Annotated in this window: 13 protein-coding genes; 6 read left to right on the top strand and 7 right to left on the bottom strand. The window is 71.9% G+C overall.

The genetic code is table 11. The features are described 5' to 3' along the window. The first annotated feature begins 55 nt into the window (after positions 1–55). The gene (locus tag ACFYNU_RS08555; RefSeq protein ID WP_356584302.1) at positions 56–754 is read left to right on the top strand and encodes a MerR family transcriptional regulator; all 699 of its coding nucleotides are present in this window, start codon (positions 56–58) and stop codon (positions 752–754) included. On the opposite strand, the gene ACFYNU_RS08550 is transcribed toward ACFYNU_RS08555, so the two are convergent. After that, positions 739–1,539, bottom strand: coding sequence for an exodeoxyribonuclease III (locus ACFYNU_RS08550; protein ID WP_356584300.1), 801 nt, complete (start codon positions 1,537–1,539; stop codon positions 739–741). The two genes, ACFYNU_RS08555 and ACFYNU_RS08550, sit on opposite strands and share 16 nt — an antisense overlap. 40 nt (positions 1,540–1,579) lie before the next feature. Between ACFYNU_RS08550 and ACFYNU_RS08545 the strand changes: the two genes are divergently transcribed. Continuing rightward, entirely contained in the window at positions 1,580–2,059 is a 480-nt protein-coding gene (locus ACFYNU_RS08545; RefSeq protein ID WP_356584569.1) for a GNAT family N-acetyltransferase, read from the top strand. Positions 2,060–2,147: 88 nt separating this feature from the next. On the opposite strand, the gene ACFYNU_RS08540 is transcribed toward ACFYNU_RS08545, so the two are convergent. Together ACFYNU_RS08540 and ACFYNU_RS08535 are read right to left on the bottom strand one after the other, a co-directional pair. Continuing rightward, on the bottom strand, positions 2,148–2,555 hold the full coding sequence (locus tag ACFYNU_RS08540) for a rodlin (protein ID WP_356584296.1): 408 nt from the start codon (positions 2,553–2,555) through the stop codon (positions 2,148–2,150). A gap of 212 nt (positions 2,556–2,767) precedes the next feature. Further along, positions 2,768–3,178, bottom strand: coding sequence for a rodlin (locus tag ACFYNU_RS08535; RefSeq protein ID WP_356584294.1), 411 nt, complete (start codon positions 3,176–3,178; stop codon positions 2,768–2,770). 218 nt (positions 3,179–3,396) lie between these two features. Here ACFYNU_RS08535 and ACFYNU_RS08530 point away from each other — a divergent pair, with 218 nt between their 5' ends. The 3 genes from ACFYNU_RS08530 to ACFYNU_RS08520 all read left to right on the top strand — a co-directional run bounded on the left by ACFYNU_RS08530 (position 3,397) and on the right by ACFYNU_RS08520 (position 5,392). Then, positions 3,397–3,810 carry a rodlin gene (locus tag ACFYNU_RS08530; RefSeq protein ID WP_356584292.1) on the top strand — a complete coding sequence of 138 codons (414 nt, stop codon included), beginning with the start codon at positions 3,397–3,399 and terminating at the stop codon, positions 3,808–3,810. A gap of 285 nt (positions 3,811–4,095) precedes the next feature. Beyond that, positions 4,096–4,329, top strand: coding sequence for a chaplin (locus ACFYNU_RS08525; protein WP_356584290.1), 234 nt, complete (start codon positions 4,096–4,098; stop codon positions 4,327–4,329). A gap of 148 nt (positions 4,330–4,477) precedes the next feature. Next, positions 4,478–5,392, top strand: coding sequence for a chaplin family protein (locus tag ACFYNU_RS08520; protein WP_356584288.1), 915 nt, complete (start codon positions 4,478–4,480; stop codon positions 5,390–5,392). Between the two features lie 278 nt (positions 5,393–5,670). Here ACFYNU_RS08520 and ACFYNU_RS08515 read toward each other — a convergent pair whose 3' ends face one another. Then, entirely contained in the window at positions 5,671–6,966 is a 1,296-nt protein-coding gene (locus tag ACFYNU_RS08515) for an FAD-dependent oxidoreductase (protein ID WP_356584286.1), read from the bottom strand. A 50-nt stretch (positions 6,967–7,016) separates the two neighbouring features. Beyond that, positions 7,017–8,303, bottom strand: a complete 1,287-nt coding sequence (locus ACFYNU_RS08510) for an ATP-grasp domain-containing protein (RefSeq protein WP_356584284.1) — start codon at positions 8,301–8,303, stop codon at positions 7,017–7,019. Between the two features lie 147 nt (positions 8,304–8,450). On the opposite strand from ACFYNU_RS08510, the gene ACFYNU_RS08505 reads away from it, so the two are divergent. Continuing rightward, a complete protein-coding gene (locus ACFYNU_RS08505; RefSeq protein WP_388765569.1) occupies positions 8,451–9,683 on the top strand; it encodes a glycoside hydrolase family 26 protein in 1,233 nt (410 codons plus the stop codon). A 28-nt stretch (positions 9,684–9,711) separates the two neighbouring features. Here the strand turns inward: ACFYNU_RS08505 and ACFYNU_RS08500 are convergent, their stop codons facing one another. Together ACFYNU_RS08500 and ACFYNU_RS08495 are read right to left on the bottom strand one after the other, a co-directional pair. Continuing rightward, complete coding sequence (locus tag ACFYNU_RS08500; RefSeq protein WP_356584282.1) at positions 9,712–10,920, bottom strand: GNAT family N-acetyltransferase; 1,209 nt, start codon at positions 10,918–10,920, stop codon at positions 9,712–9,714. Further along, the gene (locus ACFYNU_RS08495) at positions 10,920–11,636 is read right to left on the bottom strand and encodes a lipopolysaccharide biosynthesis protein (protein ID WP_356584280.1); all 717 of its coding nucleotides are present in this window, start codon (positions 11,634–11,636) and stop codon (positions 10,920–10,922) included. The genes ACFYNU_RS08500 and ACFYNU_RS08495 overlap by 1 nt, the downstream gene beginning before the upstream one ends. Between the last annotated feature and the right edge of the window lies 1 nt (position 11,637).

The raw sequence follows: 11,637 nt of genomic DNA, 5'->3' as shown, positions 1-11,637 counted from the left end.
GGTAGGGGGCGAACGAGAAAAGTTACCGCCGGTACGAGGACATAGGCTGGCCACCATGTCCGACCAGCAGAGAGCGCGGGAGGAAGTCCGCGAGTACCGCGAGTACCGCATGGAGGAACTGGCCGACGCGGCCGGCATCACGCTGCGTACAGTGCGCTTCTACCGCGAACGCGGTCTGATCCCGCCGCCCCGCAAGGAGGGCCGGATCGCCTGGTACGACAGCCACCACCTGGCCAGACTCCGTACGATCGCCGCCCTCCTGGAGCGCGGCCACACGCTCAACGGCATCGCGGACCTCGCCACCGCCTTCGAGAGCGGGCGAGACCCCGGCCGACTCGCCGAGGTCCTGGGCCTCGGCGAACCGACCGAGGAGACTCCCGTCCGCCTCACCCCCGCGGAACTGGCCGACCACTTCGAGGGCGAGGTCACCGCCGAGAATCTGGCCACCGCCCTCGAACTCGGCTACCTCGCCACCGACGGCGACGACCTCGTCCACATCAGCCGCCGCCTCCTGGACGTCTCCGCCGCCCTGGTCCGCGAGGGCGTCCCGCTCTCCGCGGTCTTCGAGGCGGGCCGCCAGGTCCGCGCCCACGCGGACGCCCTGGCCGAACTCTTCGCCACCACCCTGCGGACCCACGCCGCCGACACGTCCCCCGAGACCCTGCGCCCCCTCGCCAAGAGCGTGGTGGAGGCGGAACTCTCGATGGCGATGGACCGCCGTCTGCGCGGCGAGCGGGCTCAGCCCAGCTCGTAGGCCACGCTCACCGGCGCGTGGTCGCTCCACCGCTCGTCGTGCGTCGCGGCCCGCTCCACCCACGCCTTCACGGCCCGCTCCGCCAGCCCCGCCGTCGCCACGTGGTAGTCGATCCGCCAGCCGGTGTCGTTGTCGAAGGCGCGCCCCCGGTACGACCACCAGGTGTACGGCCCGGTCTGGTCCGGGTGCAGGGCACGGACCACGTCCACGTACGCCGCCTCGTCGAAGACCCGCGTCAGCCACGCGCGCTCCTCGGGCAGGAAACCGGACTCCTTGCGGTTGGCCTTCCAGTTCTTCAGGTCGGCCTCCTGGTGGGCGATGTTCCAGTCACCGCAGACCAGCACCTGACGGCCGTCGGCCGCCGCCCGCTCCCTCAGTGCGCCGAGGTACGCCAGGAACTCGTCCATGAACCGGACCTTCTCGTCCTGGCGCTCCGTGCCCACGTCGCCCGACGGCAGATACAGGCTGGCCACCGTCACACCGGGCAGGTCGATCTCGACGTACCGCCCGCTGGTGTCGAACTCCGCGCTGCCGAACCCGATCCGCACCCGCTCCGGCTCCCGCCGCGAGTAGAGCGCGACACCCGCGCGGCCCTTGGCCGCCGCCGGGGCGAACACCGTGTGCCACCCCTCGGGCCTGCGCACCGCCTCGGTGAGCTGGTCCTCCTCGGCGCGCACCTCCTGGAGGCAGACCACATCGGCCCCGGTCCCGGCCAGCCACTCCACGAAGCCCTTCTTGGCGGCGGCGCGGAGCCCGTTCACATTCACGGAAGTCACAGTGAGCATCCCGGCACCCTACCCAGGCTCTACGATCGATGCCGTGGCCATCCAAATACATCAGGTCCCCTACGACCACCCCGACGCCGTGAAGCTCGACGCCGAGGTCCAGCTCGAATACGCGGCGCTCTACGACAGCGAGGGCGACGCCACCGTGCTCAGCCCCGCGATGTTCGACCCGCCCCGGGGCCTGTATCTCCTTGCGTACGACACCGGAGACCGCCCGATCGCCTCCGGCGGCTGGCGCTCGCAGGAGACCAACGACGAGGGCTACTCCGACGGCGACGCGGAGATCAAGCGGATGTATGTGACGGTCGAGGCGCGCGGCCGGGGGCTGGCCCGGCGCGTTCTCGCGCTGCTGGAGGAGGACGCCCGCGCGGCGGGCCGTACGCGCATGGTGCTGGAGACGGGCACCATGCAGCCGGAGGCCATAGCGCTCTACCGGTCCAGCGGCTACACGGACTGCTCGAAGTTCGGCCACTACCGGCACAACCCGCTGAGCGTCTGCCTCGCCAAGCCCCTCGGGTAGGGAGCGCCCCGGCCGCGCCGGAGAGGTCCCGGAAACGACAGAGCCCGGCCCGGCAGCCGAGCTGCCGGACCGGGCCCCGAGGGGAACGTCAGTGGTTGCCCACGCCGTTCGCCGAGAGGATCGGGATGTCCTCCAGGATGTGCGACAGGGGCTCGTCGCCCTTCGCCTGGGTGGAGTTCTCGGTGCACTGCTGGTTCTGCGGGGACGACAGGACGTTGACGTCCTGGACCGCGATCGGCACGAGGCCCACGAGGGAGCCGACGTTGGCCTTGACGGGCAGACCGATGCAGGGCTTGTTGAGCGTGCCCTGAACGAGGCTGAGCTGGGGGCTCATGTCCCCGTGGGTCTCCGAGTTGCCGAACTCCTGCTCGGCACCGTTGCCACTGAGCGACGTCGTGCCCGTGTCGTTGCCGATCGCCAGCGCCGGCGACGCGGTGGCGGCGAGACCGCCGACCATCGTGGCCGCTACAGCAGCGGTAGCCCACAGCTTGTTCATTTTGTTGCCTTTCCGGAAAGTCGGAACCCCACCGGTGGAGTTCCGATTCGTTCAACTCGCCACACGACGTTTGGTTGCGCCCGTTCCCCCGAACAGCCCATAAGACATACCGGTTCGTCAACGCGCGGGAAAACAACCGGGCCACCGCCGAATTCGACGGTGGCCCGGCAGCGGTGAATCGGCCGCGACAGCCGTGCTATTCAGCCGCGATATCAGCCGTTGCCCGCACCGTTGGCCGACAGGATCGGGATGTCGTTCAGGAGGTGCGACAGCGGCTCGTCGCCCTTCGCCTGCGTCGAGTTCTCGACGCACTGCTGGTTCTGCGGGGAGGACAGGACGTTGATGTCCTGGACCGCGATCGGCACGAGGCCCACGAGCGAGCCCGCGTTGACCTTGGCCGGCAGACCGATGCAGGGCTTGTTGAGCGAGCCCTGGATGAGCGCCATCTGCGGGCTCATGTTCCCGTACGTCGCCGAGTTGCCGTACGACTGGAGGGCGCCGTTGCCGCTGAGCGACGTGGTGCCCGCGTCGTCACCGACGGCGAAAGCGGACGGCGCGGCCATAGCCGACATGCCGACGACGGAAGCAGCGACGGCCGCGGTGGCCATAACCTTCTTGATCACGATGAGTCCCCTTCTGAAGGATGCCCCAAGTCCCCGGGGCGCCATGAGCAACTAGATTCCGCAGGTTTAGTTATCGCGCTTCACTCCAACAGCCCATTAGGCACTCAATCAGCCTGCTCGGGCCGCACAATCCGAACGAGTGAAGGACCGGAACCAAACCCAGGGCATTCGGTTGGTCAGGCCGCACGACCTGCATTTCTTGAGAAAAGGAACTCACCGTGATCAAGAAGATCCTGGCGGCTGCGGCGGTCACCGCCTCCGTGGTCGGCGCCTCCGCCGCCGCCGCGCCGTCCGCCTTCGCCGTCGGCAACGACACCGGCACCACGTCGCTCAGCGGCAACGGCGCCAAGGAGTCGCACGGCAACGCCGCCACCCACGGCAACCTGAGCCCCCAGGCCACCCTCGTGCAGGGTTCGCTCAACAAGCTCTGCGTCGGCCTGCCCGTCAAGGCCAACGTCGGCTCGCTCGTCGGACTTCTCGTGCCGGTCGCGGTCCAGGACATCAACGTCCTGTCCTCCCCGCAGAACCAGCAGTGCGTCGAGAACTCGACGCAGGCGAAGGGCGACGAGCCGCTGTCGCACCTCCTGGGCGACATCCCGGTCCTCTCGGCCAACGGTGCGGGCAACGGCTGACAGCCATAGTCCGTACGGCGCCATTCCGGGCCGAACCGAGGCCGGCCGGGGCGAATTCGCCCCGGCCGGCCTCAGTGTCATATGAACGCCTTCCGTGCCCCTTTCGCCCGAAGAAACGTCAATCCCTGTGGCGATCGAGTGAACCAACAAAGGCCATAAATCAGGGCAGTTTCCTCATAAGCGCGTACTCGTTGGAGTTCCAGCAGCGGCGGTGCGGGCTGAGACAGCCGTGTTCGCGTGGCACGAGAGCCGTGCGCGCGTCCCCGCTGCGGAAAGGGCTCAACCATGAATGCCAAGAAGGCAGCCACCATCGTCGCGGGCGTTCTCCTGTCCGTCGGCGCCGCGGCCCCGGCCGTCGCCGACGCGGGCGCGCAGGGTGCGGCCGTCGGCTCCCCGGGCGTCCTGTCCGGCAATGTCGTCCAGATCCCCGTACACATCCCCCTCAACGTGTGCGGCAACAGCATCAACGTGATCGGTCTGCTGAACCCCGCCTTCGGCAACACCTGCGTCAACGCCTGACGTACGGCCCGCACTGACACGCACTGAAGCGCTCTGAAGGGCGCTCCCGGGGCCGGTCCCGAACCGCGATACGCGTCTCGGGACCGGCCTCAGTCGACAGCGACACACCGACGCACCGGCGACACACCGGCGATATCAGGAGAACCAGATGCGAGAACTCATCGGCAAAGGACTGCTCACCGCCGCAGCGGCGTCGAGCGTGCTGTCCATGACCGGCGGATACGCCGCGGCCACCGACAGCGGCGCCACCGCCGCCGGGTCACCGGGGCTGCTGTCGGGCAACAGCGTCCAGGCACCCGTCGAGGTCCCGGTCAACGTCTGCGGCAACACGGTGAACCCCGTCGGTGTGGGCAACCCCGCCATGGGCAACGGCTGCGGCAACTCGTCCGGTGCGCACGCCTCGCCGGGCAAGCACCGGCCGGCCCACCACGCGCAGCCCGTCGCCCCGCGCGCCGAGCCCGCGACCCACACGGCGCCCGCCCAGGAGCCGCCCGCCGCCCACCACGGCCACGACCGGGACGACGACGCCAGCTCCACGCACGGCGCCAAGCCCCGTGAGCAGGGCGGCCCCGCCGCCCCCGCGAAGGGCGGCCACCACGGCGACCACGCGGACGACGGCGGCTCGTCGGCCTCCGGCGCCGCGACCAACTCGCCGGGCCTGCTGAGCGGCAACCTCGTCCAGGCCCCGCTCGACATCCCGGTGAACGCCTGCGGCAACAGCGTCGACCTGGTCGGTCTGCTCAACCCGGCCTTCGGCAACGGCTGCGCGAACGAGCCCGAGAGCGTGGTCCCGCACACCCCGCCGAAGCCCCCGACGCCGCACACCCCGGTCGACCCGTCGACGCCGCCCTCGCACGGCCCCGGGAAGCCCCCGGCCGTGCCGGTCGCCCACACCCCGCAACTCCCGGAGCAGCCGCGGGTCATCGAGGAGGGCGACATCATCGACCAGCTGGCCGAGACGGGCTCGACCGCCAACCTGCTCGCCACGGCGGCCATGAGCGCCGGCCTGCTGATCAGCGGCGGCATCCTCTACCGCCGCAACACCGCGGCGGCGCGCCGCTAGGGGATCTCCGGAAAGTCCCGTCTGGCCCGCGACGCCTGGCACGGCGCCTCTCTCCCGTGGGCCTCAGGGGGCCACGGGAGGTGCCCCCGGTGTCGGAGTCGGCCGAGTACGCCCGGTACGAGGCCGATCCTCCGCCTTGCGATGCACCGCACCAGCCGCCGCGGGCCCCGCCCTGCGGGCGGACGACGCTACTTTCCGGACACCCCCTAGGGCGTGTCCGATCGCCGGCCGCTCGCACCCGGGCCGGCCGGCGATCGTCGGACGGCGTCGGCCGGGCCTCAGAACCGCTCCATCCAGTTCATCTGTGCCGCACCGGCCGGCGGTGTCTCGCGGGGCTCGCCCTGCCGTACGTACGGGGAGGCCGTGCCCAGGCGCCGTCGCACTCCCCGTACCACCCGGCCCGACGTGTACGTCGCGCCCAGCACGAAGCGCATCGACGGGCCGAACGACGGCGCGCTCAGCAGACCGGTCACGAACAGGCCGGGGTGGGAGGTCTCGAAGACGGCGTCCGTGTCGGGGGCGCCGCTCGTGCCCACCGTGCGCAGCTTCCGGCGCAGCCGCCCGTCGAGCAGTCCGAGCCGGTCCAGGCTCGGGGTGAAGCCGGTGGCGGCGATGACGTGATCGGTCGTGACGGTGTCCACGAGGCCGCGGGTGGAGACCAGGTCGAGCCTTACGCGGCCCCCGGCCGGGACGGCGGCGGCGACGCTCTCGCCGAACCGGACCTCCACCGCCCGCTCGAACCGCTCCCGCAGCCACCAGGCGCCGGCCGGGCCGAGCGCCGAGGTGAAGACACGGGCGCGGGTCGGCGCGGGCAGCCGGCGGAAGACGCCGGGGGTGTGTGCGTAGAGCCAGTTCTTCCAGCCGCAGCCCAGGCCCGTGTGCGGAGCGCGGGCGGCCTCGCCGAAGGGGCGTGCCAGGGGTGGCGGGAGGGTGTTCCAGTTCAGCCGGTGGGACCGGGCGACCACCCGTACGGTCGTGCCCTGCTCGGCGAGGAGCGTCGCGGTCTCCAGGGCGGCCTGGCCCGCGCCGACGACCGTGACGTCCAGGCCCTTGAAGCGCGTCAGGTCCGCGTGGTCGACGCTGTGCGACACCCGCTCGGGCGGCAGGGCGCGCAACGCGCCGGGGATGTCGGTGAAGGGCCGCACACCGACGGCCAGCACCACCGTGCGGGCGAGGAACGTCTCACCGGCACCGGCCGTCCCGTCCTCGACGGTGACCTCGAAGCCGCCCCCGGCACGCGGCCGTACGGCGGTGACCATCCGTTCCTCCACGGGCGGCGCCGCCCGCTCGGCGAACCAGAGGCCGTACGAGGCGAAGAAGCCGACCGGCAGCGGGACCCCGTGCCGGGCCGCCACCCCCTGGGTGGCCGCGTAGGCGGCCAGCCCGTACGCGCCCTCGGGGTCGGACAGGTTCGACGCCCACGGCTCCGACTTCAGGAACATCCCGGGCGGCATGCCGTCCCGCCAGGCCGCCATCGGCCGCCCGAACACACGGGGCTGGAGCCCGGCCGCCGCCGCGTGCGATGCGATCGAAAGACCGTAGGGGCCGGCACCCACAACTACCAAGTCCTGCATGGGAGTTCGCTGCTCTCTCTGTTGCGGAAGGGGTCGGTCGGACAGCTGGATCAGTGCGGGACGGGAGGCGTGGCGCTGTCCGGGGCGCGCCGTCGCTGGCGTACGCCGGACAGAAGCGCCTTCGGTGGCGCGGCCGGGCGCCGGGGCTTCAGCCGGCGTGCGCCCACGCGCGCCGCGTGCCGGAGCCAGGCGGCGGTCATGGCGTACGCGGGCCGGGGGTCGTCCCGCGCGAACCACGCCCTCTCGGTGCCCGCCGCCGCTGTCCGCCGGGCTCCCCGGCCCCGGCCCCGCCCCGACGGCAGCGCCGACAGCGGCGCGTAGTTCTCGACCACGAAGGTCCGGCCGTAGGCGGGCACCAGGGCCGGGACGGGCCGTCCGGTGAGGTCCAGATGCAGCGCCCGTACGACATCGGTGCCCGACGGGTCGGTGAAGAGCCGGAACTGGGCGCCGGGCCGGGGGTTGAAGTCGAGCAGGTGGTACGCGCCGGTGGCGGCGTCGAGCCGAAAGTCGAGATCGAGGATCCCCCGGTACCCGAGCGCGGCGACCACCCGGCCGGCCAGCCGCTCCACGGCGGGGTTGGGCAGCCACCGGCCGACGGCCGTCAGCCCGGCCCCCGCCGGCCACGCCCGTTCCTTGCGGCCGGTCGCGCCGACCAGGAGCGTGCCGTCGGCGCCGCTGTAGCCGTGGAAGAACCAGTCGAGGTCGCGCCCCGGCGGCAGCAGTTCCTGGAGCAGCAGCCGGCTCCCCGCCTCCGCGCTGCGCGCGTACAGCTCCCTGGCCTCCCGCGGCGAGCGCACCACGACGGTGCTGCGCAGCCCGGAGCCCTTGGGCAGCAGCCACGGCCGACTCCACTTCGCGACGACGGGCAGCCCGAGCGCCCACGCCGCACGCGCGGCCTCCTCGTGGTCGCCGGGGACGGCCGTGCGGGGGTGCGGCAGCCCGAGCGTGGCGCAGATCCCGGCCAGCTCCGCCTTGTCGGCGACCCGCTCCGGCAGACCTGACGGCTGCTCAGGCCGGAGATAGCGGCCGGCCAGCTCGGGGCCGAGCCGGGCGAGCGAGATCGCGCTGAGATCGTCCAGCGGAACGAGTACGGCGGGGGTCCCGAGCCGCTCGGAGATCCGCGGCAGCAGAGCGCGCAGGTGCTCCGCGTCCTCGGCCACCGTCGTATCGCGCAGATAGCGGGACCGGGCGACCGGGCTGCGCGCCGACTCGATCACCGCGTGCACCGCGATGCCCGCCCGGCCCAGGGATCTGACGGCGCCAAGGGTTCCGTGGTGAAACGGATTCCGGTCGAGCCGCACGAGCACGGCGGGGACGCTGATGTCAAAGCTCGCCACGGTGTTGTCCTTCAATTTCGATGGCCCATGCGGGGGGTGAAATCCACGAACGGTCTAGTGAAAGGCCGGACCGGATTCCCGATCGGCTCATTAGAAATACTTTTGCGGCAGTGCGACACGGACCGCGTCCCCTCTTGAGGAGCACACATGTCCTATCGACGTCGACGGCTGATCGGCACCTGGCTGGGTGTCCTCACGGCCGGCCTCCTTGCTTCGGGTTCCGCGCTGCCGATGGCGAGTTACGCCGCCGGTCCGGACGCTCCCGGCAGTCCCGAACCGCCGGAGGTGACCTCACCGGCGATGGGCGCCTACCTCGACTACGGCCCCGAGGGTGTCCGCCGTATCACCGGTATGCAGAAGTGGCTGGGCGGTACGGAGCTGCGGGTCGGGCACACGTACCTCCCCGGTGACGTGTGGTCCAACATCGAGGGGAGTCCGAGCTTCGTCCGGGACTGGGCCGAGTGGAAGAAGGCCCGTGCCGGCCGGATGTTCGTGCTCAACGTCCCGATGCTCGAACGCAACGAGGGCCGGGTCCCGGACCCGCTCGTCGCGCGGGAACTGCGCCGGGGCGCGCGCGGGGACTACGACCGGCACTTCGAGGTCCTGGCGCGACGGCTGGTCTCGCTCGGGGTGCCGGACACGGTCGTCGTGCTGGGCTGGGAGATGAACGGCACGACGTACACCCATCGCTGCGGCCCCGACCCGCGGGCGTGGAAGGCGTACTGGAAGCGGATCGTCGGCGCCATGCGCGCGGTGCCCGGCCAGGAGTTCCGTTTCGATTTCGCTCCGAACCGCGGAAAGGACGCCATTGCGTGGACCGAGTGCTATCCGGGCGACGACGTCGTGGACATCGTGGGGATGGACTCCTACGACCAGCCGCCGGGGCGGACGTTCGACGAGCAGGTGAATGAGCCGTTCGGACTCCGTCAGCATGTGGACTTCGCCGCTGAACATGGAAAGGTTATCTCCTATCCGGAATGGGGTCTCTTCCGCAACGGCGACAATCCCGATTACATGCGCGGCATGCTCAAGTGGATCGAGGAGCACCGGCCGCTCTATCACACGGTGACGGATTACTGCCCGCACGGCGTCTGGCAGTGCGCGGAGAATCCGCGGTCGTCGAAGGTGTTCCGTACGGCGCTGTACGGGCTGAAGCCGGAGCCCCGGCCCGAACCGGAGCCGAGCGTCCCGCCCGTCCCGCCGGTCACACCCGACCCGGAGCCCACCACGCCGCCGGAGCCCACGCCCGAGCCGACCACCCCGGCGAAGCCCGAGGCGCCCGCGAACTGCAAGGCGCTGACCTTGAGTTCGTGGATCGAGACCCTGCTGGGGAAGAAGGTCTGTCTGCGCTTCGGCGGCTGGGAGCGCTGGCTCTCCTGACCGGTCGCCGGCCCGGCGGCGGCGAGGGTCAGCCCTTGCCGTCGCCGCGCCGGGTCCGCCGCGCCAGGCCCGCCTTCATCGCCGGCAGCCGCTCGTTGACCAGGACGGCCGCCCGGCCGCGCGCGGCGGCGCGGGCGGCGACCAGCCGCAACGACGGTGCCAGCAGAGCGCGCGCCAGTAGCAGCCGCTGATTGCGGACGGTCTCCGGACGCCAGTGGTGTTTGTACGACTCGTTGCCGCGCAGCATGCTCAGCGTCGCGCAGCCACCGGTGCCGCCGCCGCTGATCCGCCGGGCGCTCCCGCGCAGCAGCATGGTGGCGACGTCGATCTTCCGGTCGCGCAGCGCCGGATCGGCGCCGTACAGATAGCCGCCCGCGAGGCGCGGTGACATCAGGGTGAGGTCGGCGGCCACCACCTCGCCCGCGAGCCGGAATTCGGTGACCACGGCGTCGCCGCACTCGACCATGGACCGCGCCGAGCGGGTCAGATGCTCGGCGAAGCGAGCGCTGAGGTGTTCGGGGGTGACGCCGCGCCCCTGCCACTGGCGGCGGTGCAGACCGAGGAGCCGTTCGACGGCGGTCGGGATCTCCTCGACGGGGACGACGCGTTCCTCGACGCCGAGCGAGTCGATCTTCCGGATCTTGGCCCTGGCGCGCTGGGCGCGGGACGACGGGAGCCGGCCGAGCAGTTCGTCCATGGGTACGGCGGGCAGCTCCAGGCAGAGCGAGTCCGCCAGCCTGTCGCGCGGGCCGTCCCAGCAGTCGTAGACGCGTTCGGCGTCGGCTCCGGGGCGTACCTCCCGCAGATCGATCACGGCGGTGCGGGCGGCGGTGGCGAGGGCTTTCGCGAGCGCCTGGGCCGCGCTGTCGGCGTGGTCGCCGTCGAGCAGGACGTCGGAGAAGTCGGAGATGGAGCCGCCGAGTTGGACCAGCACGGGGAAGGGCCGGTGGACCAGCATCAGCGGGGCGGCGGCGACGAGTACGCCGTCACGCCGTACGAGTACGACACGGAGCCGGCCGGGGGTGCCGTACGACAGCCACCAGGAGTGCAGCCAGGCGTGGCTCTGGAAGGGGGTGGCGGTGGCGGAGCGGCGGTGGAGCGCGGTCCACTCGGCCGCCAGGGCGCCGAACCGGCCGGGGTCCCGGCAGATCTCGGAGGTCAGCGCGGTGAAGGTGCCTCTGCCGACGGACGCGGCGCGGACCGGCCCGGGGCGCTTGGTGGTCGATTCCGTCGCCATCACACGCTTTCCGTCTGGGGCACGGGGGCCGTCGCGGCGGCCGGCGCCGTGGCCGCCGTGGCGGCGGGCGACGGGCCGGGTACGGGTGCGTGCCGCACCTCGGCGGTGCGGCGCTTCGGGCGGACCAGCAGACCGAGTCCGCCGAGCAGTCCGCCGGCGGCGGCGCCGACGAGCGCGGCCAGTGGCGCCGACGGGGACACGGGGCCGGTGGGCTTGACCGCCCGGGAGAACTGGACCACGCGTACGTTCGTACTGCCCTGCATCTGGGTGCCGTTGAGGACCAGCGAGCGCGCGACGCCGTCGGCCATGCTGACGGCGGTCTGCGGGGCGCTCGACGTGGCGGTCACCGAGATCATCGGGGCGTCGGGCGAGGTGACGGTGGTGACGTTCTCCTTGAGGACCTTCGAGGAGACCCCGGCCCAGATCTGGGCGTCGCCGACGGCGGCGACCTGCGAGGCGACCCGCCCGTACGCCTGCGCGAAACCGAGCGCGGCGGCCGGGTCGGTCTTGTCGGTCGGTACGACGAGTACATAGCTGGTGGCGGAGTACTGCGGGGTGCGCAGCGTGCCGTACGCGCCGCCCGCGAGCGCCCCGATCAGGGCGCCGACCGGCACGATCCACCAGACGGGCAGGGCCCTGATCCTCGACAGGACGCGGCGGGTCCGGGTGGCCGCGGGGGTGGTCGCGGGGGGCGGGCCGCTCTCGTTCTCGGTCATC

Origin of the sequence: Streptomyces sp. NPDC006643, assembly GCF_042870175.1 — a bacterium.
In the GTDB taxonomy this organism is placed as follows: domain Bacteria; phylum Actinomycetota; class Actinomycetes; order Streptomycetales; family Streptomycetaceae; genus Streptomyces.
This window is presented reverse-complemented; position numbering and strand designations above follow the sequence as displayed.